This is a genomic window from Bacillus sp. SRB3LM (genome assembly GCF_015712745.1).
GTDB classification, from domain to species: Bacteria; Bacillota; Bacilli; order Bacillales; family Bacillaceae_G; genus Bacillus_A; species Bacillus_A thuringiensis_K.
The window spans coordinates 566,220-591,674 of the sequence record NZ_VWVQ01000078.1; the positions used below are offsets into that span (position 1 = coordinate 566,220).

Sequence of the window (25,455 nt, forward strand, 5' to 3'; positions counted from 1 at the left end):
AGGCTATCAATATCTTTTTTTAACTATAATAGTGGATAGTTAGTTTTTTAAAAGTTATTTTGAAATAATTATATGATGTATTTGAAATCATACATTGTATTATTTTAGAGAAAAACATTAAATTCTTACTAATAATCTCGGTACATAATGGGACTACAGATGATTCACTTATCCTGTATTTCATTGAATTATTTATCCAGGTACACATGTATAAGAGGAAAATTTTGTGGAATTTAATAGTTAAAGTAATTAATGTGTGGTTTCACTAAAATTAAAAGCATTGGAGGGGAAAAATGTTACAGGAGATGGTTTATTCAATTGGGGAACGTATAGAAGAGTATGTACGGATAAGGGGTAACAAATATGCCATTATAGAATTTGAAAAAAACAATGAATATATTGTTGTTATTGAGTCCGATACAGTTATAAATTACTATATAGAAATTTATAACTGTATGAATATGAACATTCCCATCATTTCGTTCCAAACTGGACTTTACAAGACTTTTTACGATAGTGGAATTGTCCACTGTTCAGAAGCTAGTCCGCAACTACAGTCACTTGCTGCAGTAGTAGATTTACATTTAGGTACTGAACATTATTATGATTAACATAATGTTTTATTTAGCATAAAAAAAGAATTATAGTATGATACGGAATTAATATTCTGTATTTTAAAATAATAAATTATAAATAGAGAAGAGGAATTTTAATGGAATTTAATTGGAATAGTGTTCAGCAAGCAATGAAGACAAAATATACCCAGTTTAGCACAACATTAAATGAAAACGCAGCAGAATGTTATCAGAACAGATCGTTTGATTTTGAAACATGGAATCAAATTACTAAAGAAGGAATCTGGAAAATTCCCGTACCAGAAGAGTATGGAGGATTAGGAATGTCTTGGTGGGAATTTTCGGCAGCCCTTGAAGGGTTAGCATCACGCTCTACAGATTTAGGGTTTTTATTATCTATAATTGCTCATATTGGTTGCTTACGAGTTCTTCTTTTACATGGAACAGAAGAACAAAAACATTATTATTTAAATGAGTTGATGAACGGTAAGATTGGTGCAACTGCTATTACAGAATCAACAGGTGGATCCGATGTAGCACGAATCCGTACAGCTGGTGAATATGATGCAAACCAAATTATTCTTAATGGTAAAAAATCGCATATAACAAATGCACCAATCGCGGATATTGTTGTTCTAGTTGGAAGAATTCCAGAATTGGGGAAACAAGATATTACTTTATTTATCCTAGAAAAAGACCTGGAAGGTTTAAGTTTTGGTGAAAAAGAAGATATGTTCGGAAATCGGACAAGTCCAACAGGTGATATTTATTTAAATAACGTGAGTATCACGAATAAATCTATATTAGGTCACCCAGGGGATGGCTTACAAACTTTATATAATATGATTTCTTTGGATCGACTTTTATATGGACTGGTTGCTGCTGCATTTATGGAAGGATTGATGTTTAAAAGTTTGGAATATTCTAACGACAGGGTAGCGTTTAAAACTCCAATTGCAAATCATCAATATATACAACAGAAGCTAACAGATATAAAAATGAACATAGAAACTACAAAATTAATTACTTATTCTGCTTTAGAAAAATTAATAAAAAATGATGACGAGGCGTCTTTAATGTGTTCAATGGCTAAATATATTGGAACTGAGTCTCTTTTCCAGACAGCACAACATGTAATGCAAATACATGGTCATAGTGGGTATATGGTAGGTCAAATATCTAAACTATTCCAAGATTCTGCAGGAACTAGAATAGCAGGGGGAACTAGTGATATTCAAAGAGTTAATATGTTTAATCAAATGCAAAAAATATATCAAAATCGGGAGGCAGTTGTATGGAATTAATTGCGGGTTTAAAAAGTAAGTTTACCCATGAGATATCAGAAAATGAACTTGCTACCAATTGGAGGAATGATGTACCGGTATTAGCGACGCCAGTATTATTATGGCTGACTGAATTAAGCTGCATGAAAACAATTGAACAAAGCGAATTAAGCACAAACCAAATGACAGTAGGATATGCGCATGAGATGAAACATTTAGCTGCTACTCCAATGGGGCATACTATAAATATTGAAAGTGAGCTTGTAGAAGTAAGTGGAAAAAAGCTGATTTTTAAAGTTGTAGGTTATGATTTTCACGATAAGGTAGTAGAGGGATATCATACTCGTTTTATTATTGATAAGGAAAAATTCCTAAAGAATTTAGCACAGAAAGAATTGGTCAAATGAGGGAACATAAAGAAAAACTTCCTCTCCATATAAAAATTTTGATTGTATCAGCATTCCTAATGAATGCTGGTACTTTCATGGTGAGTCCTTTTTTAGTAGTTTATCTATCAATTAATCTTAAATTCACGCCAATAGAAGTTGGTACTATTATTTCAGCGAATCTGATTTGTGGTAGAGCACTTCCTATTGTAACAGGTCTATTAGGGGATAGAATTAGTCATCGACTCACCTTGTTTATTGGCATAGCGATTAGAGCATTTGGGTTTATTGGCTATGGACTATTTACAGATTTTTGGGGGCTTGTATTTGCATCTGCATTAACTGGGATAGGAGGGGCTTTTTATGATCCTTCTGTTACATCAATTTTTGCTACACAAGATTCAAAAAATAGAAAAAGAATTTTTACCTATTTAAATCAAGCATTAAATGCAGGTGCTGTTTTAGGTCCGTTATTTGCTGCCCTATTACTCGGAATAGATGCTACTACACCATTTATAATTAGTGGTTTAGTATTAGTTTGTATTTTTGTTACATTATTTATGTTTAATAAACATTTCATAACACAGACTACAACTACTAATGTATTAAAAAGTATAAAAGAAATTATAGGTAATAAAGCATATTTAAAATATATTTCTGCAATGATGTTATTTTGGGCGATGTTTGCACAATTAACAATATCGATCCCGATACATGTGTTTAATATTACCCAAAGTGAAAAGTATATTAGTTTTATATTTATTGCAAATGGAATAACGGGTCTAATATTCATGTTTTTCTTACGAAAATATTTTGAAAAACATGAAGCACTAAACTTAATAAAAATAGGGATGTTAATTTGTGCTGCTAGTTTTATATTAATCCCACTAACTCAATCCTTAGTGTGGCTAGTATTAATTATAGTTGTATTTACATTGGGAGAAACATTAATCTTACCAAGTTCAGATATGGCAGTTGCAGACTATAGTCAAGGAAACAATACTGGAGGGTATTTTGGATTGTTTGAAATTTCTTTTGCAGGAGGAACCCTAATCGGAAATTATATTGGAATGTGGCTTATGGAAATGAATTCTATTTATCCATGGATTATTTATTGTGGCATTACATGTTTTACTTGTTGGTTAATTAGTAGGCTAAATACGAAACAAAATGTCATTTCCTTAAACATGGAAAAAGAAACGGGGGTTTAATAAGTGGAAATATTAATGAAAAAAGATAATAATCTAGAACATCAAAAAAAAGCTAGTCGGAAAATTATTATTGGTAACGTAGATGGAGAATCCTTAGTGGGTGAAACAAAAAATCACACTCCATACATGTTAGCAAGTGCGTCTATAGTCGCAAATAGATTAAGTTGGTTTGTGGAAGAGGGTGATATTCTTTTACTTCCTTATTCTATTTCAAGAGAATTTCAAGAATATATGTGTAAACTTCTAAGGATTAATCCGGACAAGATTAGTATATTATCTCCACCTGATTCTGAGGAGGAGAAAACAAAATTACTAACATTTGATATATTAACAGATGAGAGATTATATGAAAAAGTAAGGGGATTAGCAGGAAGTAATGATTCCATAGGGATTTTACCATATTATTTTGACCGTGCAGTTGCACAATTTGCACAACATATGAATACAAACGTTTATCCACATACAGTTGAATTTCTATTACAAGGTGGGTCTGAAGTACTAAATAGTAAAGTAGAGTTTAGAAGAATTGCAGCTTCCCACAATATTCCTGTAGCAGAAGGGATGAATTGTTATTCTAAAAATGAGCTTCAAAAGGCCATTCTAGCCCTAATAACAAAAACAGGTTCTGTAATTGTAAAGCAAGATGTAAATGCAGGGGGAGATGGAAATATAGTTTTAACGAAAAACATTGATAAAAAGGAATCTAAAGGTGCCTTTGAAACAATTTATTACGATCCAAATATACCTATAGAAGAGACCGTTTCTTATTTATGGAGCAAACTAATAGGATTTCGCAACACAGCATTAGTAATAGAAGTATATTATGAAACGGTGGGAGTTTACTATTCAGAACTTGCCGTTTCAAGACAAAATTTACGACCTTTGTTGTTAAATTTTGGAGATATGAGAATGGAACCAGTATGGAATGGTTTTGAAATTCCTACTTCAAACATGGACCCATATACATTAGCAGAATTTATTTCAAGTTCTACTGCATTGGCAAATGTTGCTCGTGAACGTGGATATGAAGGTAATATTAATATTGATGGATTATTAACAGATGATGGGAAGCTAATGATTAGTGAAATTAATGGTAGAAATGGTGGATGCAGTCATATTCATTATTTAGCTCAAAAATTATACGGGGAAAATTACGCTAAAGATTACAAAATCCTTACCAGAAATAAAATTAAAGCTGGGAAAAGCCTTGCAAAATTATTGGATTTATTACAGCAGGATAATTTATTGGTAACGAAGGAGTATCAAGAGGGCGTAATTATTTTAACTGAGGATTTTGCAAGAACTGAAACTATTGAATATATGGTTGTGGGTAAAGGGGATATAAATGCAAAAAAAATAGAAGATAAGGCACTTCATCTATTCGAAAGCCTTAACAAGTAGGATTTTATTCAGAGATTATAATCAAAGGTAAGTGTTTGATAGAAAGTTATTATTGTGAAAATATTTTTTTGTTGAAAATAATGGTTATATCATTAGTAATTACTTCGTCTGTATTGATTTATTCTTTTACAGAGGTAACACATCAATTTTATTAAAATAGTTTAGATTATAGGAATGCTAAAAAAATAATATTAGGAGGGATAACAAATGAAAATTGGAATTATGGGTTGGGATCATGAAGAATACGAATCAAAACAACTAGATGAAATAGCAAAGGAATTGGGTTATGATAGTTTATTATTTAGTCTACAGGATGTCAAAATGACTGTAATAAATAATGATTTTAAATTATCAGTGTTTAATGTAGATTTAAAAGAATTTGACACTATTATATCAAGAGCGCAAATTAGGCCAGAATACTATCAACAGGATTTAGAATTATTGAAAAGCATTCAGGAGTATACAGATTGTATAAATGAGAATTTCGATAATTACTATATGTCGGAAAGTAAAATGATTACCCAAAAACTATTAACTAAATGTGGTGTGAATGTTCCAGATACTTTTCTAGTTCATTCAGTAGAAGAGATAAAAAATTTATGGCTGACATATAAAAATATAGTTATAAAGCCGTCATTTGGTTATGGTGGGACTGATGTAGAAAGAATTAATGAAGATTTTGAGAGTTATTTACCTATTGTAGAAAATTTATTATCAAAGTACAAAAACCTTTTAGTACAACAATATATTCCTCATCCTGATGGGGATATACGAGTTACTACAATGGGGAATGAAGTATTTTATGCATTTAGAAGAATTCCTAATGAAAAAACATGGAAAGCAAATGTGGCAATGGGAGCAAATATTGAAGTTGTAAAAGATTATACATTATTAAAAGAAATAGCTTTAAAAGCTTCTAATGCTATTGGTCTATCCTTATCTGGAGTAGATATTATTGAGTACAATAATCAATTTTATGTGTTTGAAGTAAACAATTGTCCAGGATGGTATCCTTTATCTGTTGAAGAGGGTAGAGAAATATGCAAGGAAATCATTGAATATAGTATTAACTTAGCAAAAGGTAGGTTGGTACTAAAATGATAAAAATAGCTGAAGATTTAACTTCATATTTCAAGGAAAACGAAGAAAATGCTATAAAATATCATAATAAAATTTTTTCAGAGATTATAGAAAAAAGACTTTTTTATTTTAATACACAAACACCTATTTTTTCAGTTCCAATTGTCCAAAAGAAAGAGGAATTAGAAAAGATAAATGTAGATTGTAAAACAATTTTGGATTTAATTGTATCGCTTAATCAACGTTTGTCCAAGGAAGACAACGCTCAATTATTTGATAAATTAGGGTACAGCGTAGAAGATGTCAATAACGTATTGAAATTCCCTTTTTTTGACGGAATCAAATTCCCTTTTATTAGCGATTTAATGTTGTTGGCTGTATTCCAGCTTTTTGCTTCTCACGAAGCCTATATGAATCTCCCTTGATATTAAATGTTGTTGCGTGATGTAAGAGTCGATCTAAAATAGCTGTTGCTAATACTTCATCTCCAAAAATCTTTCCCCACTCTATAAAAGATTTATTTGAAGTTACAATGAGTGCTCCCCCTTTTTCATATCGCTTTGAAATGATTTGAAAGAAGATATTGGCACTTAATTCATCAAAGGGAAAATAGCCTAGTTCGTCAATGATAAGAAGATCAGGACGACTCCAACGTTTGATTACTCGATTCAATAGTCCCTTGGTATGAGCCTTCTTACACTCATTAATAAAATCATCAGCTCTCAAAAAAAGTGCTGTATAACCTTTCATGATAGCTTCGCTAGAAAATGCAATTGATAAATGTGTTTTCCCTACTCCTGGAGGTCCTAAGAGTAGGACATTTTCCCCATTATTAATAAAACGGCATGTTAATACTTCTTTCACTCGCTTTTCGCTAATACTAGGTTGAAAAGTAAAGTCAAATTCATGAATTGTTTTATGAAACGGAAGTTTCGCGTGTTGTATTCGTTTCTGTAAAGCTGATGCTTCTCTTTTTTCAATTTCATGCAAAAGTAGGGTGTTTAGAAATTCAGAATATGGTACATTATGTTTAGATGCATCTTCTAAAAGACCATCAATTTGGTCGGCGGTATGATGCCATCCAACTTTGATTAAGCGTTCAATTATAAGCTGAGTGGTCATACAGAATCACTCCCTTCTAATTGTTCATACACTTGAAGAGAACGTTGTTCTACTTCGAGCTCATCGGGTTGAATGTGACGGGTCGCCAAACCTTTTGTTGTCGCATTCAGCCCTTTATAATGTTCAAGGCTTACATGTGTTTCAGTCTTACCTGTAAGAATTGGATGTATTGCGACGCACTCTAATTCATCATATATTTCAAGATGATGATCAAGTGTCTCTTTTATCTTCACTTGTTTGCCCACGAATCGAAACGGTACAGAGTAACGTTTTCCTTGATAAGAGATAAAACAATCCTTACTAACCTCTCGTATTTCCCATTTTGTAATTGGAAAGGCTGGTTTTGTATTAGACTTTCCTAGATACTTTTCCTCGACTTGATATCTTGCGATTGGAGCTTCTTTTGTTGTTCCATTTGGTTTACGATTTGCCGTTTTATTTAGCCAATCCCTGACGTCATCATTTAATGATTCTAAAGTAAATGTATGCTTACGCTGCATAAAATTCTTTTTAAGATACCCTACTACATTTTCTACTTTTCCTTTTGTTTGTGGACGATATGGCTTACACGCCTTCGGCACAATCCCATAATAGGATAGAAAATCTTCGAACCTTCGATTAAATCTAATCTCTACTGGTGTATGTTTAATTACAACAGTTTTCATATTGTCATAAAGGATTTGTTCAGGAACCCCATTAAAATAAGCAAATGCATTCATATGGCATTTCATTAAAGTTTCTAAATCCATACTTGTAGTAAATTCAACATATTTCATTCTGGAGTACCCTAATACCATTACAAACGCGTATACATCTTGTTCTTTTTCGTTAACTTTTATGTTCCCTATGTATCCCCAATCCATTTGAGCCTGTTTACCAGGTGGTGTTTCAAACCGTAAGGTTGCTTGTTTTTTAGGGGTTTGTCGATGAGGTCTGACAAAATCGCGCAAAATGGTAGCCTTCCCTGGGTATCCCATTGATACAATTTCGTCGTATAACACTGCGCAATTTGTAGTACCTTCTTTAATCCTTTGAAGGAGGTATGGTTTATATGGATCTAGTTTACTTGGTTTTTTCTCTACTTTCTTTTTTGATGGTAATGCATCTTGCTGGATATATTTCCGAATAGTTTTTGGATCAAATCCTGTTTCTTCAGATATCGCTTTGATTGTCCATCCTTTTTGATACAATTCTCTGATCATAAAAAATTCCCCAATCTTGACCATAGCTTCTCCACTCCATCATTGTCGTTTTGAAACCATTGTCCGTTATTTTTGGGGAATTTGGAACCGTTGTTATAAAGGATTTTACCACCGTTACTAACAGATATGTCAATATGAAGTACGTCTGCGATTTCTTTGTATTGAAAACCAGAAAATTTCATTAACAATATGGTTCGATCTCGTTCATTCATATGACTAAGTACGTTTTGTACTTTTGTAATCTCTTCTTTTCTAATCCAATCATCATCTAATGATGAGATAGGTTGAACCTCATGGTGTTGTATCGTTTTATCTATTCTCGCCTGATGCCTTTTTTCGGATCGTAAATATTTATATGCAACATAAGTAGAAGATTTTATGAGCCAACCAGATACATTTTCAATTGTCTTCCAATCATTTCTATATAGCTGTAAAAATACTTCTGGTGCTAATTCTTCAGCAATAGGTTGTTTTTTCACAATCCATAGAATTTGTTTCACAACATAAACGTAATATTGCTTAAATAAATCTTCAAATGTCAGATCCGAGACAGGCTTTTCTTCCTTTTTTATCTTTAACATGTCAGTTAAAACCTCACTCTCATTTGATGCCTGTATTATAAAGAACCCAGAAAGACGAGTTTTGTGACAAAAATGTTTTATTTTTTTATTATGTACGAAAAAAAGCATTCATCTTTCAAGTAGATGAATGCAAAAATTAGAATCATTTTGAGTTTTTCTTCCTATCCTTATCAAAAGATATATGAATTCAAAACAAAAGTAATTTATCCTATTTTCTTTTAAAACCGTAAAAGGAGGTATCCTCTGGAGATAAAAATAGTATTTGAAATTTAATGTGTTTTTTATAAGTGGCCCCAAAAAGAAGGAATCGTTGCCGTTCCCCAAAAAGGGCTAAAAACAACGTGATGATTTTTTATTTTTAAAAATATTCATAATTATAATGCCGTTTTTAACCTATCCAATTATTCTATTGTATTCTTCTTGGATGGTTTGTAGTTGTAGACTTAAACACTTTGCAAGTGATGCCATTTTGGGCTCTTGTTCCAACGTGAGTAACAATTGAGATACTTCTATCAACATTTGATGGACCTCATATGCTTCTTCTGTAGGCACATGCCCACATGCCCAGAAATATAACGAAGGATAAGCATAGACTCAATTATCCTCATTTTCTGATCGATTTCTTGTAATAATTGATTAGAACCACTAGACAATGATTTGTTCAATATACCAATCCTCTCCTATATTTTTTACGGGAAGAAGACAGTTATACAATAGATTCTTTTTGTACAAGTTAAAAGAAAAATGATTTTTTGTATTCTATACCAATTATAATACTTACACAAAGACATTTGTGATTTTTATTTTAAAAAAAGCCAAATGTATATACAGTTCGAATTTTTTCATTGAATTTGTTCTGTTTGGGTTTCTACCTGAACTAGTTTTTTATTTGATTCAAATGAATTGACCCATGTTAACTAGGTTAACCTAAGTTGTATCAAAGTTTTTTAAGTATTCAGGTTAACTTTAAAGGAGATTTGTATGGGGAGGAATGCAATTGAAAATGAACAACAACAGAACCGTTTTGATCATGTTGATACAACCAATCTATATGAAACGAATGGTTTTGTGTACCAACTGTATACGAACTCACTTGAAACAAACTCTTCAGATTGACTAGTAAACGTTTTTAATTTATGCGGAGTAGGAAAAGCATGTGAACGAATTAAAACGAGTACACAACCCTATAAGAACCTTTAAAATAATTGAAGGTGTTTTTCTAATAAAAGAGCATTGTATTTTTAATATAATTCCCGTAAAGTAAGCGCATACCATACAAAATATACAACTAGGAGTGTGATACACAATGAAACCCATTTTCAAAACAAGTATAGCTCTAACACTTTTTTCTCTTTCTCTTATAGGGTGTCAGTCACCACAAACACAGCCGAAACAACCATTTTCACTAACCGAACAACAAGTGATGGCAGATGCTTGGTATCAAACCGCTGGAGAAGTCAAAGCGCTCTATCATCAAGGATATAATATCGGAAAGATGAAATTAGACGCAGCACTTGCCAAAGGTACCGAGAAAAAGGCTGCCATCGTTTTAGATTTAGATGAAACTGTCGTGGATAATAGTCCGTATCAAGCCATGACAGTAAAAGAGAAGAAAGGATTTCCTTATAAATGGGAGGATTGGATTCAACAAGCGAAAGCAGAAGATCTTCCTGGTGCCGTTTCCTTTTTACAATATGCAAATAAAAAAGGTGTGGCGATCTACTACATTTCAAATCGCAAACAAAGTCAATTAGATGCTACCTTACAAAATTTACAGAATCTGAATATCCCGCAAGCTGATAAGGAGCATGTCTTATTGCAGGGAAAAGAAGAAAAAGGGAAGGAAGAACGCAGAAAGAAAGTTGCGACAGAACATGATATTATTCTATTCTTTGGAGATAATTTATCTGATTTTACAGGATTTGATGAGAAATCTGTACAAGATAGAAATCAATCAGTTGAAGCGATACACGAAGCATTTGGAGAAAAATTTATTGTGTTCCCGAATCCGATGTATGGGGATTGGGAATCCGCTTTATATCAATACGATTTCAAAAGGTCAGATACTGAAAAAGATAAGCTCCGTAAAGATGCATTGCATGTATTTGAAGATGCGAAATAATAAACGTATTGAGACAAATGGATATATGTTTGCTATTATATTCTATAAGCTGTGGTAAGCTGTCATTTGGAAGATTGGGCGCATTCGCTCAATCTTTTTTCCTATTTTTTATGATCCCATGATTAAATTGCAACATATGGCGAATACATACTACCTATCAAGGGGATTTCCTTGACGATAAAATGTTGATGCATCAACGATATAGGGCTTTTATCCCAATCTTTATGTTTTAAACAAACGTTTAATTCGACATCTTTCGTACAAATCCCACACGGATTCGCTACAATTCGTCAATATTTGTATGCATTTTTTGAGAAAGGAATTCTCTTATGTATAAATCTAATTTCGTTGCTTTCTTACTATTCGTAATCTCTTTTTCTTGTTACATCATCTATGTAACCAAAAACCCACTCTATTTGCATCCAGTCGTTTTATTATCTATTATGTTGATTACAATTGTAAGTGTCATTTTTTTTAGTGATTTCTATGATACAACTTATATGAAATATATACTTCTCATGGGATTGTTTCTGTATCTTATTCTTATATGTAGTACCATGCTAAACGTGATATAAGTGTGGGTACAACAACATAGTAACAAGTATATTTTATTTTAATTCCTTTCTATTAGCTCCCACAAGATAGATAAAAAATAAAAGCGATTCGGAAACTCATTTTTGTAAGCTTCCTTCTTTGTCTATTGTATGTTTTTCTTTTCATTCTCAAAATTTATAATAAGACAAAAAAGAAAAAACGCAATCTTTATGAAAGCGTCTCTTCTTTATATATAAACTTACAAACAACGGAAAGGAATTTACATCCACTTGTATCTTAGCACACATCCTCATCGACGAATATTGAGAAATTTCTACATGGTCATCTCCCTGTCAAGTAGACAGTAATAAAAAGAGTATTATGCCACGGCCTTTTCCCGATATTCTATCGGGGAAAGGCCGTGAAGTTTTTCTTGGAATCTTTCTGTATTATAAAACTGAATATATTCTTGAATTGCTCGGTAGGCCATTTCATATGTTTTTGGGCGCACTAAATACAACTTCTCTGTTTTTAAATGTGAGAAGAATGATTCGATACACGCATTATCAAAACAGTTTCCACGTCTAGAATGACTACCGACAAATCCTAATTTCTCTAACTGTTTTGCGTAGGATTTAGATGTATATTGAAACCCTTGATCTGAATGGAAAAGGGGCTTAGTAGTTAATGACTTCCCTTCTAATTGACGTAATGTAGTTAAAACCAAATCTAAATCATTTCTTGAAGATAGCTTCCAGGCAACAATTTCATTGTTGTATAGATCTAACACAGCTGACAAATAGGCAAATTGTTCTCCGATTCGTACATAAGTAATATCTGTTACGAATTTTTGGTTTTGCTTTTCAGCTTGAAACTCTCGATTCAAATGATTTTTAAATACCACAGATGTTTTTCTTCCATAAAACGGACGTTTTTTTCGAATGATAGATTGAATACCCAGCTCTCTCATAAGACGACGAACACGTTTATGATTCATTACCATTCCTTCTCGAGCCAAAGCACGAGTCATACGTTTATACCCATAGTAAGGGTGCTGACGATGAATAGATAAAATATGTTCTTTATGCCACCTATCCCTTTTCTGACGTAAACGCTGCACGTTATGATATTTCCGCCATTTATAGTAGCCAGCCTTAGAAACTTCCGCGATTTGAAGCAACCATCGGAGTGGATAGGCTTGGCGTAATGAATCGATAAGAGAAAATCGTTCTTTCTTTAGGACCATTCCTTCCCATGTAGATTTGGATTGCGCTTTTTTAAATACTCAACCTGTGCCTTCAAATAAGCATTTTCTTCTTCTAGACTATTAAAATTCTTTCGATTCCAGACACCACGTTGATCATCAAAGGACTCCCCCTGTTGCGCACGTTTTACCCACTCAATAATCTGGGCATCGCTCTTCACACCGAGTTGTTCACGAATTTCTCGCAATGATTTTCTCTCTTCTAATCGAAGACGAACTGCTTCTCGCTTTAGTTCTTCTGTATATTTTTGAAATGATTGTCCTTTTCTTGCCATAAAAAAATCCCCTCCAGATAAAACAGTATTGAGTCCATCATATCAGATGGACTCTTTTTTTACTGTCTACCTATAGGGGATAATACCATATAAGGTCTTGTTTTAACGTAAATATAGAATAATTGTACTTTCATTTCCAAGGAAATTTTTATAGAATATTCTGAAATTAATGATCTAATATTTTTATAAATTCTTTATACTTATAATTAAAACACTCTCGATACAACTCTTTGATTTCATCATATGATGGAACACGTGGGTTATTAGCTGGGCTACCACTTTCAATTGCATCTGATGCCATTTTAGAAATAGCATTTTCAAATTCAATTTCATCGATTCCGTATTCTTTTAAATTTGGAATACGAAGATCATAGCAAAGCTTTTTTATTTCCCAAAGCGTATAGTCTGCTACTTCCTCATCAGAATTCGAATACAAATCCTTATTTAAGTTACGTCCAATTTTTGCTAACCTTTTCACTGCACTTGTTTTCGTAAACTCTAACACTGTAGGTAATAGTATGGCATTTGATATTCCATGCGGTACATGAAATAATGCTCCCACTGGCCTTGACATTCCATGAACTAATGTAACTGATGCATTAGAAAATGCAATTCCAGCTTGTAAGGAAGCAATCATCATCGCTTCTCTTGCCTCCATATTACGTCCATCTTCATATGCTATACGTAAATATTTCATAATACTTTCAATAGCTGAAAGAGCAAGTACATCTGTAAGTGGTTGTGAAAATTTAGAAATATAAGCTTCAATCGCATGACATAACGCATCTATTCCTGTTGCTGCCGTAATTTGTGATGGTAACGAACTTGTCAAAACTGGATCTATAATTGCTACTTTCGGTATAAAACTAGGATGCTTCATCATCATTTTTACATCTGTTTTTTTATTCGTAATTACTGCTACACTTGTAACTTCCGAACCAGTACCAGAAGTTGTTGGAATTGCAATAAGTGGTAGTGGATTGTTTTCTATTTCAATATCCTTTTGGACATAATCCTCAACTTCTCCACCATTTGTATATAAAACCGCTACTGCTTTCGCAGCATCAATACAACTTCCACCACCAATACCAATAATAAAATCGCACTTTTCCTCTTTACAAAGAGATAACGCTTCTAATACGTGTATATTTGTAGGCTCAGCATCCACTTTATTATATGTACTAACAGTAATACCTTTCTTATTTAGTTGTTGCATACACTTTTCAACATATCCTAATTTCTCCATAATTGTATCAGTAACTATAAAAGCTCTTTTCCCTAACTTTTTTGATTGTTCTCCCAGTTTTTCAAGCGAATTCCTTCCATATAATACCGACTTTGGCATACGAAACTCAGAAACTTCTTGCAAGTCCCCCACCCCTTCTTATCCTAATTAATATTTTATAATATAAATTATCGATTTGATGAATCTTTACGATTCAAATTTTTTAATAGAGTCCTGTTAAAGTATAGAATGCGATAACTAAAAATACAGCAACCGTTTTCAAAATAGTAATAGCAAATATATCTTTATATGACTGTTTATGTGTTAATCCCGTTACTGTAAGAATAGTAATAATAGCCCCGTTATGTGGTAGTGTATCCATTCCTCCTGATGCCATTGATACGATACGGTGCATAACTTCTAATGGAATATCAAATTGATTGGCCGCTGCAATAAATTTATCTCCCATTGCGCTTAATACTATTCCCATTCCTCCTGATGCCGAGCCTGTAATTCCAGCTAAAATATTCGTCGTTACTGCACCATTCACTAACGGATTTGTGAAAGTAGCAGAGATGCCATCTCTCATAATTGCGAAGCCTGGAAGTGCTGCAATGACACCACCGAATCCAAACTCAGCTCCTGTATTCATCGTTGCAAGTAGCGCTCCACCAATACTTGTATTCAATCCAGCTTGGAAACCTGTTACTACTCGCTTCCAATATAATAATAACGTTGTTAAGATCCCTATAATAAGTGCCAATTCTACAGACCAAATTCCTACTACTGCACTTAATTCTACTTTTCCAAATGCTTTCATACCAATTGCAGAAAAATCAAAACCGCTTGGATACCACTTCGGTATCATAATAGTAAACACTTTATTCATTACACCTACTAAAATAAGTGGTATAAATGCAATAAGTTGTTGTGCTCTTGTGATTTCAATGTTATTAATTAATGGCATATTTTTTTGTTCTACTTGCAAAGATGCTGCCATTTCAGTATTTCCATCATTAAAACCAAAATATCCTTCACCTGCTGCTTTTGCCTTCTTACGTCTACTCTCTAAATATAGTAAACCTAATGTAAGAACAAAAATTGCTCCTACAATCCCAAGTATCGGTGCAGCATAAATATCCGTTTTAAAAAATGTTGTAGGTATTACATTTTGAATTTGTGGTGATCCAGGCAGCGCATCCATTGTAAACGTTACTGCTCCAAGAACAATCGTTCCAGGGATTAAACGCTTTGGAATATTAGCTTGTCGAAACAACTTAGCTGCGAACGGATAAACAGCAAACACTACTACATACACACTAACACCACTATACGTTAAAATAGCCCCCATTAATACAATCGCTAATATAGTACGTTTTTCACCAACTAACTCAATAATTGTTTTTGCGATAGAATCTGCAATTCCTGACATTTCCACTACTTTTCCAAATATTGCTCCTAATAAAAACACAGGAAAATATAATTTTATAAATCCAACCATTTTCTCCATAAAGATATTAGAAAAGAAAGGTAATACATAACTAGGTTCTGTCAAAAATACTGCAAATAATGCAAATATCGGCGCGAATAAAATAACAGAAAAACCTCTGTATGCTACGAACATAAGTAAACTTAGTGCTAATAATATAATAACTAACTCCAATTTTACCCCTCCATTAAACAGAATATTCAAAATTTTATTGATAAATTTCTACTAACCTTTTAATTCTGACATCCCTCCTCTTATTCATACAAATTTTTATGCTAAAAATGTCTAATTATAATTATTCGATTACATATGAAAAATCCCTTTAAACAGAAACGAATTCATCGTCATACGTTATAAAGGGATTGCTAGAATCTATATTTACTGCTGTATTAAATTTTTCTCTACACAAAAATGATACAGTTCTTCAACATCTTTCACTATGTAGGTCGCACTAACTTCAGTCAGTTCTTTTTCACAGCCATAGCCATATAAAACACCAATTGAAGCAATTCCATTCTGATTTGCACCTATTATATCGTGCTTTCTATCACCAATCATTATCATTTCTTCTTTATTTAGTTCTTCATGTGTTTGTAAAATATGAGCAATTATTTCTTCTTTTTTTATTCTCGTACCATCTAAATTACTTCCAATGATGTCTTCGAAATAATTCGTTAATTGAAAATGCTCTATAACTTGTTTCGCAAATACAGTGGGCTTTGAAGTTGCTACGAATATGCGATTCCCTGAACTTTTTAATTTTTGCAAGAGCTTCACAATCCCCTCGTATACATTATTTTCAAACAATCCACGCTGCTTTAAATACTCACGGAAGTAAAAAACAGCACGCTCAACCTCTCCTTCACTCATATTATATCTCTCTATGAATGATTGCTGAATAGGAGGACCTATAAATGAATCTAGCTCACTTATATGTACTTCTTCAATTCCTACTTTTTTTAATGCATATAAAACCGAGTTTACAATCCCTTCTTTCGGATCCGTTAAAGTTCCATCTAAATCAAATAGAAATGTTTTATACATGCTTCATTCCTCCACTTAATTTACGGTATAAATAAGTGCTAACATCCCTTCCACTTCTCCCTATTATACTATCATTATCTATTTTTCGAAAAATCAATTTCCATATGTCACATACTTTCAGTTACAAAATACGATAGATATGATAAAGTAAAAAAGTTACAATTATTTTAATAGAAACTGGTGAAACAAATGTCAATTACGTTAATTTTTATAATGGCTTTCACAATTGTGATTCACGCAGTTGAAACAAGCTCTTATAGTATTCGATTAGCGGGGGTTCGTTTAAAGAAGATTGCTGTCGCATTATCCGTCGTAGGAATCGTATTACTCATTTCAAGAACGTCAAACTTACTACAAGCCTTTTTACTTGGCGGGATTGTGGACGAAGCAAAACTAGATCCTTCTATTGATTTAGAGCATATTATACGTCTTGTACTATTATCTGCTTCTATCGGTACATTGCTTGCGATTATACTGTATCCAACTTTGACAAAACTATTTGGATATGTCATTCAAAACTTTGAAACAGACGGTTCTTTCATTCGAATGATGAAAACGAATAACATTCAAAAATTAAAGTACACAAAAAAATATGTCCGCTTTCCAAAGTTAGAAATGATTCATAGACTGCGTATCGGTGGTATTCCAAAGCGTATTATGCTTATTAACATGTTTGCTACTGCTATTTATACAGCGGGAGTTCTTTCCGCACTATATGCTTCTTTTTTAATTCCAGCTTTCGCAACAAAAGCCACTACAGCTTCCGGTCTTATTAATGGTTTTGCTACTATTTTATTAACAGTGCTACTAGATCCACGTATTGCTCTTTTAACAGAGCGAGCTCTTCAATCAGAAGAAGGTGCTGAAGCAATGAGTAAAATGTATGCTTGGCTAATGATTTCTAGACTTTTTGGTACATTACTAGCTCAACTGTTATTCATACCAGGTGCTTACTGGATTACATGGATTATAAAGCTTATGAATTAAATTTACTCTCTAAAAAAAAGCAGGTGATATAACAAATGACTATACAAACAGAACAAGATATCATTCGCTTAATAGAAAACGACGAATGGATGATGAATGTATTACAAATGGCAAAATCACTAGAGCTACCTGATTGGTGGATTTGTGCCGGATTTGTTCGTTCTAAAATTTGGGATACTTTACATGACTATGAAGCGAAAACGGCTATGCCTGATGTTGATGTGATTTATTATGATAGTCTACATCAAGATGAGATATACGAACAATCATTAGAAACGAAATTAATGAATATTGATGCTACTATCCCTTGGTCTGTAAAAAATCAAGCTCGTATGCATGTAGTGAATAATATGCCACCATATTCTTCTTCTGTTAATGCTATTTCTAAATTCCCTGAAACAGCAACGGCTTTAGGAGTTACACTTGATGAACTAAACAACGTTATCTTAACAGCCCCATGTGGTATTGAAGATGTCCTTTCCTTACAAGTGAAACCAACAGCTCACTTTCTTGAATCGAAAGAACGATTACATATGTACAAAAACAGAGTTATAAAAAAGAATTGGCAAAGTAAGTGGCCTAACATCACAATCACATATTCAGAAATTTAGAAAGGGTGCCTCTCATTTATAGAAGCACCCTTTTCTTCATTTCAAAAAATGTATGACTGTTTCTGCAAATCTATCTGCTTCCTCATAATGAGGTGAATGGCCGCTCTCTTCAAATACGATATACTTGCCGTTTCGGGCATCTTTATTAAATGTTTTAATTTGTTCTTCACACGTTACTACATCATGTTTTCCTACAATTAATAACATTAGATTTTGTACATCTTTTATTTTTGATAATAATGATGTATGACATGCTCCCTCTAATTTTAATCTATCAAAGTGCATTTTGGAGCGATTTGAAAATATTTCCCACTCTTCATCACTGTATAAACTCTCATCTGTCCTATCTTCCTTATTATTGTAAATCTCCATTCTTTTTTCTTCTAATTCAGCGCTTAATCTTATATAAGCTTCTAACAACTCTTCTGAACTAGCATCGCTAGATGAATAAGCAAGAGACTCTTTTGCTACTTCTTCTTTTCCATACTTTTTTAATAAATGCCCTGTCTTTTGCAACAAAGCTCTACTTGTTAATGCAAAATCAAAAGTTGGTCCTTCAAATATTATTTTCTCTATTGAACTTGGATATATCGACGCATAAAGCAATGCTACATATCCACCGAAAGAGTGTCCAATTATAGACCACTTCTCAATTTGTAATACTTTTTTTAATTCCTCACAGTCTTCAATCAAATCATTTAATCCAAAAGCTTCGTCTTCAGTAATTTCTTCTGAGCGACAAACACCTCTTTGATCTATCATAATTACATATAGAGAATCTTTTAAACGTTCCGCTTGATGAAATGAAAAATCATAACAACTTTCTCCTGGTCCACCATGCAAGTATAAGACTGGCTTATTTTTAGGATTTCCATGTGTTTCAACGTATAGCTTTTTCCCTCTAATATTCATATATTTCCCTGCTTCTATCAAATTTTTCTTTATGATCATCACCCTTTTTTACTGAATATTATAACATTTAATGTTAAATAATCCCTATTACATTTAAGAAGACGATAATGATTGCAAGTGGTGCTACAAATCGAAGTAAAAATACCCAACAAGTAAATACTTTCTTTCCATAATTTCCACCTACAAAAAACTCTGCTTCTAGTACCTTCTTCTCCATTTTGAATGAAACGAAAATACTAATAAATAGTGCTCCAAGTGGCATTAATATATTACTAGATAAAAAGTCTACTGCATCAAAAATATTCTTTCCAAAAATCGTAATATCACTCCATACTCCAAATGATAACGCAGATGGTATACCTACTAAGAAAATGCAGAAGCCAATCATCCATGATAATTTCGTTCTTCTTTCTTGTTCACCATTTGCTAATGCTGAAACAACAGTCTCTAGTAGAGAAAATGCCGATGTTAATGTTGCAAATGTAAATAGTGCAAGGAATACTGTTAAGAAAAATCCACCGAATGGGATTTGACTAAATACAGATGGTAATACGATAAACAGTAATCCAGGTCCTTCTGTTGGCTCCATTCCTAATGAAAATACGGCTGGAAAAATAGCAAGACCTGCAAATAATGAAACAAATAAATTTAATCCAACAATTGTTATTGCTGATTTTGGTAAACTTTCTTTTTTATTTAAATAGGAACTATACGTAACCATAATTGAAATCCCGATACTAATCGCAAAGAATGATTGTCCCATTGCGAACAAAATACTTTCTGAAGTAATCTTTGAAAAATCTGGTTGTAAGAAAAACTTCACACCTTTCATTGCATCATCAAGTGTTAACGAACGAATAATAAGAGCGACAAATAAAACGAACAATGCTGGCAACATATATTTACTTGCTTTTTCAATTCCGTTTTGTACACCCTTTGATACAACCCATATCGTAATGAACATAAAAGCGAAATGGCCCATAATAGCCCAAGCGGGATTCCCAATTGTTTCAGTAAATAATGTACCGTAATTTTGTCCTGGAGTAATCAGTTGTCCAGTTATTCCTCTGAATAAATAAATTAATACCCATCCACCTACAACACTATAAAACGAAAGTAGTATAAAACACGTTCCAACACCAAGGCGTCCAATCCAATGCCATCCTGTATTTGGTGCAATCCTTTTAAATGCTCCAACTGCTTGTTTCTGCGTACTGCGTCCAATCATAAATTCAGCTATAAGTAGCGGTAGTCCAATTAAAACAGTAAATAATATAAAGATTAAAAAGAACGCTCCTCCCCCACTCTTCCCAGCGATATAAGGAAACTTCCATATCGCACCAAGTCCAATTGCAGATCCTGCTGCAGCCATTATAAAACCTAATTTCGAAGTCCATTGCTCCGTCTGTTTCATCTCATTTTCCTCCTAATTAAATCTTTTTATATAAATAAATAAATTTTACAGACCTACCCAATTAAACCCTCCATTTCTTCTTCTATATAATAAAAAAATGGCCTAGCATCTCTATATAAAGAGACGCTAAGCCATTTACTTAACGCGGTACCACCCTTATTGATTCCATTATGAATCCACCTTAGTAGTAATCGTTTGATTACAAACCTAATATCGAAGGTTAACCGTTAAGATTTACTAAGAATGTAATTCCGTTCCACCTTACTGCTCCTAGGCGAGTTCAGGATGTCATTTGACTATGTCACACCAACCCATAGCTCTCTGTACAAATACATGACCTTACTACTCCTATTCAACACATTTTAATATTTAGAATATATTTTCTTTTGAAATTAATATGAAGTATATCTGTTATATTTGTAACTGTCAAGGGTATATTGATTTTTTTGTCGAAATGGTTCATATTTCAACTGACTTTTACTAAGCTTATTAGAAAAAGAAAGAGTCTATATTTTCACCTTTTTAAACGAACTATAAAAAAAGAATCTTCGCGATAATCGCGAAGATTCTTTTTACGGTATGAGACGAGTACAATCTCTCGGAAAAGCACTCGCCTCTCGTACATTTGTTAATTCTAAAAGTTTATATACAACCCTTTCTAACCCAATTCCGAAACCTCCATGTGGTGGACAACCATATCGAAATGTATTTAAATAAGATTGAAATTTATCTGGGTGTAATCCTTTTTCTTTAAACGAAGCGAGTAACATTTCATAATTATGAATTCGCTGTGCCCCTGACGTTATTTCTAATCCTTTATATAATAAGTCGAATGAATCAGTAATAGATGGATTCTCTTTATTCGGCATCGTATACATCGGTCTCGCTTCTTTCGGATAATGCGTAATGAAAACAAATTCACTATTATATATTTCCTTCACATATTTCCCTAGTAACTTTTCACCTTCTGTATCTAAATCCCCTACAGGAGATTCTTTACGATACTTACTTTTCAAAATTTCTTGTGCTTCTAACAATGTAATTTTAGGTATTTCAGTAATAATAGGTACTTCTATTTGTAATAGTTGTAGTTCTATTTCACATTTTTTCGCTACTTGTTGAAACATATATCGTAAAACATCCGTTTCTAGTTGCATCACTTCATAAAAATCATGAATAAAACCAAGCTCTACGTCTAACGATATATATTCATTCAAATGACGGGAAGAATTATGATGTTCTGCTCTATATACAGGTGCAATTTCAAAAACTCGTTCTAACCCACCTGCCACCATCATTTGCTTATAGAACTGTGGTGATTGTGCTAAATAAGCTTCTTTTTGGAAGTATGGAAGCTTAAAAACATTTGCTCCTCCTTCTGCCCCTTGCGAAACAATTTTTGGCGTAAATATTCGTGTGAAATCGTTCTCTATAAGAACTTCACTAAAGCTCTGAACGAGTGCAGATTTTACTTTAAAAATCGCTGCGGTTCGCTCATGCCTTAATGATATTACTCGCTCATTAAGTAGTTGATCTAAGCCAACTTGTAACTTCTTTTTATTTATTTCAAATGGAAGTGGCTCTGCACCGTTTATTACTTTCACTTCATGAGCAAGTACTTCAACACCCAATTCTGTTTTCGATGTCTCGACTATTTCACCAATTACGTGAACGACACTTTCTACATCCACTTTATATCCAGCCAATTCATTTTCTAATACACATTGAATTACTCCTGTTCTGTCCCGTAATAATAAAAAACTAACATTTCCAAGATGTCGAATCTTTTTTACCCATCCTTGAAGTAATACAACCTTTCCACTTTGCTTTGTACATTCTTTTGTGAGTGAACGCTTCATTATTGAATCCATTATTTTTCCCTCCAGTAATTTTATATTTATTTACGTTATTGTTGTCATCGTCATCATCCACGGTCACTCACCCCCTTTCAAAGAATACAAAAATCCGCCCCTATAAATAGGGACGGATTTTTTCCGCGGTACCACCCAAATTGTCATACTGACCATCTTAGCCCTGATAACGGTAGGTACCGTTTGCTTTTACTAATAATCACGTTCAAAGCAACACTCACAGGTGTCTTTCCATCATGCGGTATCGCAACCTTCCCAGCAACCGGCTGCTCTCTGTAGACCTTTGCACCATGTACTTTTCCTGATCATCACTTTTTATATTTACAGAGTATTCTAACTCCTTACCTTATAAAACGCAAGCTTTTTTTGAAACATTCTGGTTTTATAACTCCTAACTTCTTCTAAAGTGTGAAAAGTTAATTTTGTAATACATATTCTTATGTATTAAATCCAAAATTACACCTTTCATATTTTCCAATTTTTACATAAAAACTAATTCATTTACGCATATTAATAAAAATTTTAAAGCGAGGTGTGTATATGCAAAAAGCAATTAGTTTCTTTCTCCTTTTGTTTTGCTTAATTGTAGTAAACGAAACGTATGCCTATTCACCAAAATCTTTACCAATCTCTCAAAACTCTGATCAATGGCAAGTGAATATTGATAAACCGAAAAAAACAAACAAGAATATGCTTCAAGCTAAAAAAGAGGAATTTCAAACATATCATTTTTCAGTAAAGAATGTCGGGAATAGTGAAGTATATAATGTAAATGTCGAAGTATTCCGCAACGAACCAAATAAGAAAACGAAATATGAACTCTTTTCCCTAAAGGAAAGTCGTTTGGCAAGTGGAAAAACTGGATTTGAACACGCTAATTTACCCGTTGCTACAAAAGCAGATGAAGTTGATGTTATTATTACATGGCAAGAACACCCATTCCGATCGATGCGAAATGGTCAAAAAGTTGAATCTAGAAAATTTAAAGAGCATTTTGTTTTTAAAGAAGCTAAAAAGTAAATGGGATACGGATATATTCACACTATCATTGATATAGCTTTACTTACTAGTACCAGCTCTTAAGCAAATTAAAAAGTCGTGGCTTATAAATGCCACGACTTTTTATATTAATTCGTACTAATGCCTCTCGCTGCCCAAATGCGATCGATATCAGCAGCATGTTGTCCGCCATATAAAAGAGCATCCGCTTGCTTAATCGCTTTCGCTCCATCACTGAATTTAGAGTTTGGTGTTAATGACCAGTGTGATTGTAAAATGATTTTTGTTGCTACATCACGGCCAAAAGCTTGTGCCATTTCGTATTGACCTTGTGACCAAATTTCACCGTCAGCATGTACTTGATTTTTTATATCTTTCGGATACACTTTATTCGTATCTAATCGGCGTAAGCACGTTGGATCTGAACTAGAGTAAGCTGCCGCATCCCACTCTCCAACACATGCTTTTCCATATCCTGTTGTCGATACAGCATCTTCATACGTAGCACCTAAGAAGTCACCAAATCCTTCTCCCATCGCTCCGCCTTCTGTTGAACTACCAAAGCCAGGAACTTGGTTATCTTGGATCGAATGTCCGTATTCATGTGCGATAATTCCAGCATCTTCTGCATCATCAACACCGCCAGTACCAAATGTTAAAGCTTTCGTTGTCGGTGAATAGAATGAGTTATCAGCTGTTGTTCCATTCACATTCACTTTAATCGAACGATTATTAATATTTTTAAACCCTAGACTTTGAATATAACGTTGCAATGTATCAATATGATAATATGACATTACATCTTCAAAGCTATCATTTGCACGTGTATAGTTGAATTGTAAGTTTGTAGATTTTGTTCTCGCTTTTGAAGAAATCGTTACATACTCTCCAATTAAAAAACCTGTCCCATCTAAGCCTTTTAAAGTAACAGTTTTTAATTGGTTCGTTAGCGCTGTAGAATCTGCATCATTATTATCTTTTAATCCCACTAAACTCCCGCTTGATACGACAGGGTTAGGTAAAAATACTTTTCCTGTTCCTTCTACTTTTCGGTTTATATCAACTTTTTTAATTAACTTTCCATTTTCTGCATCAATAAATGTTTCCCACGCACCAAATGGATTATTAGAATGGACTACAACTTTATATACTGGACGAGCAATTCCTTCTTCAACAATATATCCGAATTCTTTATCTGTAGGAGCCCATAAATTTTGCTCACTTGCTTCTCCAACATACGCCATTGATTTTTGTATTGCATCTTTTTCACTAATTTTTGTCGTTACTTCCTTCACACCTGTAACAGGCTGATAATCAGAAACAGCGAGTACTCCCTTTCCCTCTCCGTTAAGCGTAACTGTTATTTGTTTTGAAAATACAGGTGCACCATTAACAACTTGTTGGAACCTAACATATGAAGCTACTGACGTTTCTGTTGTAGAAATATATTGCAAGTCTGAAAGATCTGTTTTCAATCCATACTGCGCAGCATTTTCTTTTAAATATTCAGTTGCTTTTTTCTGCGGTGAATAAGCTTCTAACTTTACTTGCTGTTGTTTTTCCAATGCCGAAACCGTAGAAATTGTCCCCATTACTAACGGCACAGTCATTGCCATTGCCACCATTTTTTTATTAAACATAGAACCACTCCCCCTAATAAAGTAGCTCAACCTTATCCCATTACCACTAGGCAATCATTCCCCGCAAAACGGATGGATAAAAATTGAATCTACGAGTAATTCTCTATGAACACTTCTATTACCTTTCCATTTAGGGTAAGTGAAATTTTCTCAATATTTATGTATGAATTGAACACAATACTGTAGAAATATATTTCTACGGTATTGTGTTCGGTACGTTATGAAAA

The 25,455-nt window shown here is 33.3% G+C and carries 24 protein-coding genes and 2 other annotated features; of the genes, 12 read left to right on the forward strand and 12 right to left on the reverse strand.

From position 1 onward, the window contains the following. Positions 1-293: 293 nt before the first annotated feature. From F3I02_RS26425 to F3I02_RS26455, 7 genes are all read left to right on the forward strand, one after another. Entirely contained in the window at positions 294-611 is a 318-nt protein-coding gene (locus tag F3I02_RS26425) for a hypothetical protein (RefSeq protein WP_074594340.1), read from the forward strand. Between the two features lie 101 nt (positions 612-712). Beyond that, positions 713-1,879: an acyl-CoA dehydrogenase family protein gene (locus tag F3I02_RS26430; protein WP_000395615.1), complete on the forward strand. Its 1,167-nt coding sequence runs from the start codon at positions 713-715 to the stop codon at positions 1,877-1,879. Next, on the forward strand, positions 1,870-2,265 hold the full coding sequence (locus F3I02_RS26435) for a thioesterase family protein (protein ID WP_000419007.1): 396 nt from the start codon (positions 1,870-1,872) through the stop codon (positions 2,263-2,265). The genes F3I02_RS26430 and F3I02_RS26435 overlap by 10 nt, the downstream gene beginning before the upstream one ends. Next, a complete protein-coding gene (locus F3I02_RS26440) occupies positions 2,262-3,455 on the forward strand; it encodes an MDR family MFS transporter (protein ID WP_001206702.1) in 1,194 nt (397 codons plus the stop codon). The genes F3I02_RS26435 and F3I02_RS26440 overlap by 4 nt, the downstream gene beginning before the upstream one ends. 3 nt (positions 3,456-3,458) lie before the next feature. After that, the gene (locus F3I02_RS26445; protein WP_000404416.1) at positions 3,459-4,856 is read left to right on the forward strand and encodes a preATP grasp domain-containing protein; all 1,398 of its coding nucleotides are present in this window, start codon (positions 3,459-3,461) and stop codon (positions 4,854-4,856) included. A gap of 207 nt (positions 4,857-5,063) precedes the next feature. Beyond that, positions 5,064-5,957 (forward strand): ATP-grasp domain-containing protein, encoded by an 894-nt coding sequence (locus F3I02_RS26450; protein WP_196478577.1) that lies wholly within the window; start codon positions 5,064-5,066, stop codon positions 5,955-5,957. Next, positions 5,954-6,361: a hypothetical protein gene (locus F3I02_RS26455; protein WP_230876892.1), complete on the forward strand. Its 408-nt coding sequence runs from the start codon at positions 5,954-5,956 to the stop codon at positions 6,359-6,361. The genes F3I02_RS26450 and F3I02_RS26455 overlap by 4 nt, the downstream gene beginning before the upstream one ends. On the opposite strand, the gene istB is transcribed toward F3I02_RS26455, so the two are convergent. From istB to F3I02_RS34510, 4 genes are all read right to left on the reverse strand, one after another. Beyond that, entirely contained in the window at positions 6,291-7,058 is a 768-nt protein-coding gene (istB, locus tag F3I02_RS26460; RefSeq protein WP_196477610.1) for an IS21-like element helper ATPase IstB, read from the reverse strand. The genes F3I02_RS26455 and istB overlap by 71 nt on opposite strands. Then, positions 7,055-8,284 carry an IS21 family transposase gene (gene istA / locus F3I02_RS26465; protein ID WP_196477521.1) on the reverse strand — a complete coding sequence of 410 codons (1,230 nt, stop codon included), beginning with the start codon at positions 8,282-8,284 and terminating at the stop codon, positions 7,055-7,057. Before istA ends, istB begins: the two co-directional genes overlap by 4 nt. After that, complete coding sequence (locus tag F3I02_RS26470) at positions 8,257-8,841, reverse strand: RNA polymerase sigma factor SigX (protein WP_230876756.1); 585 nt, start codon at positions 8,839-8,841, stop codon at positions 8,257-8,259. The genes istA and F3I02_RS26470 overlap by 28 nt, the downstream gene beginning before the upstream one ends. A 393-nt stretch (positions 8,842-9,234) precedes the next feature. Then, complete coding sequence (locus F3I02_RS34510; RefSeq protein ID WP_269061756.1) at positions 9,235-9,360, reverse strand: hypothetical protein; 126 nt, start codon at positions 9,358-9,360, stop codon at positions 9,235-9,237. A gap of 462 nt (positions 9,361-9,822) precedes the next feature. Here F3I02_RS34510 and F3I02_RS34515 point away from each other — a divergent pair, with 462 nt between their 5' ends. Together F3I02_RS34515 and F3I02_RS26480 are read left to right on the forward strand one after the other, a co-directional pair. Next, positions 9,823-9,957, forward strand: coding sequence for a hypothetical protein (locus tag F3I02_RS34515; protein WP_269061755.1), 135 nt, complete (start codon positions 9,823-9,825; stop codon positions 9,955-9,957). 190 nt (positions 9,958-10,147) lie between these two features. Next, a complete protein-coding gene (locus tag F3I02_RS26480) occupies positions 10,148-10,963 on the forward strand; it encodes a 5'-nucleotidase, lipoprotein e(P4) family (RefSeq protein ID WP_196477520.1) in 816 nt (271 codons plus the stop codon). 913 nt (positions 10,964-11,876) lie between these two features. On the opposite strand, the gene F3I02_RS26485 is transcribed toward F3I02_RS26480, so the two are convergent. The 4 genes from F3I02_RS26485 to F3I02_RS26500 form a co-directional block, all read right to left on the reverse strand. Continuing rightward, a protein-coding gene (locus tag F3I02_RS26485; RefSeq protein ID WP_196477519.1) for an IS3-like element ISBth8 family transposase occupies positions 11,877-13,036 on the reverse strand; the annotation gives its coding sequence in 2 pieces (ribosomal slippage) (positions 11,877-12,778 and positions 12,778-13,036; 1,161 coding nt in all). 166 nt (positions 13,037-13,202) lie between these two features. Next, positions 13,203-14,405, reverse strand: coding sequence for an iron-containing alcohol dehydrogenase (locus F3I02_RS26490; protein WP_196478578.1), 1,203 nt, complete (start codon positions 14,403-14,405; stop codon positions 13,203-13,205). Positions 14,406-14,484: 79 nt separating this feature from the next. Beyond that, on the reverse strand, positions 14,485-15,924 hold the full coding sequence (locus F3I02_RS26495) for a GntP family permease (RefSeq protein WP_000424327.1): 1,440 nt from the start codon (positions 15,922-15,924) through the stop codon (positions 14,485-14,487). Between the two features lie 204 nt (positions 15,925-16,128). Then, positions 16,129-16,794, reverse strand: coding sequence for an HAD family hydrolase (locus tag F3I02_RS26500; RefSeq protein WP_196478579.1), 666 nt, complete (start codon positions 16,792-16,794; stop codon positions 16,129-16,131). 189 nt (positions 16,795-16,983) lie between these two features. Here F3I02_RS26500 and F3I02_RS26505 point away from each other — a divergent pair, with 189 nt between their 5' ends. Together F3I02_RS26505 and F3I02_RS26510 are read left to right on the forward strand one after the other, a co-directional pair. After that, positions 16,984-17,781, forward strand: coding sequence for a lipid II flippase Amj family protein (locus F3I02_RS26505; RefSeq protein ID WP_000028911.1), 798 nt, complete (start codon positions 16,984-16,986; stop codon positions 17,779-17,781). A 35-nt stretch (positions 17,782-17,816) separates the two neighbouring features. After that, the gene (locus F3I02_RS26510) at positions 17,817-18,392 is read left to right on the forward strand and encodes a nucleotidyltransferase family protein (RefSeq protein WP_046946357.1); all 576 of its coding nucleotides are present in this window, start codon (positions 17,817-17,819) and stop codon (positions 18,390-18,392) included. Positions 18,393-18,428: 36 nt separating this feature from the next. Here F3I02_RS26510 and F3I02_RS26515 read toward each other — a convergent pair whose 3' ends face one another. The 3 genes from F3I02_RS26515 to aspS form a co-directional block, all read right to left on the reverse strand. Beyond that, entirely contained in the window at positions 18,429-19,304 is an 876-nt protein-coding gene (locus F3I02_RS26515) for an alpha/beta fold hydrolase (RefSeq protein ID WP_196478580.1), read from the reverse strand. Positions 19,305-19,377: 73 nt separating this feature from the next. Beyond that, the gene (locus tag F3I02_RS26520; protein ID WP_000814520.1) at positions 19,378-20,718 is read right to left on the reverse strand and encodes a sodium-dependent transporter; all 1,341 of its coding nucleotides are present in this window, start codon (positions 20,716-20,718) and stop codon (positions 19,378-19,380) included. 116 nt (positions 20,719-20,834) lie between these two features. Next, positions 20,835-21,083, reverse strand: a binding site (T-box leader). Positions 21,084-21,290: 207 nt separating this feature from the next. Next, positions 21,291-22,589 carry an aspartate--tRNA(Asn) ligase gene (gene aspS / locus F3I02_RS26525; RefSeq protein WP_000377340.1) on the reverse strand — a complete coding sequence of 433 codons (1,299 nt, stop codon included), beginning with the start codon at positions 22,587-22,589 and terminating at the stop codon, positions 21,291-21,293. Positions 22,590-22,694: 105 nt separating this feature from the next. Next, positions 22,695-22,907 (reverse strand) — a binding site (T-box leader). 222 nt (positions 22,908-23,129) lie between these two features. Between aspS and F3I02_RS26530 the strand changes: the two genes are divergently transcribed. Then, on the forward strand, positions 23,130-23,609 hold the full coding sequence (locus F3I02_RS26530; RefSeq protein WP_001167917.1) for a hypothetical protein: 480 nt from the start codon (positions 23,130-23,132) through the stop codon (positions 23,607-23,609). A gap of 107 nt (positions 23,610-23,716) precedes the next feature. Here the strand turns inward: F3I02_RS26530 and F3I02_RS26535 are convergent, their stop codons facing one another. Further along, entirely contained in the window at positions 23,717-25,228 is a 1,512-nt protein-coding gene (locus tag F3I02_RS26535) for a M36 family metallopeptidase (protein ID WP_000482279.1), read from the reverse strand. Between the last annotated feature and the right edge of the window lie 227 nt (positions 25,229-25,455).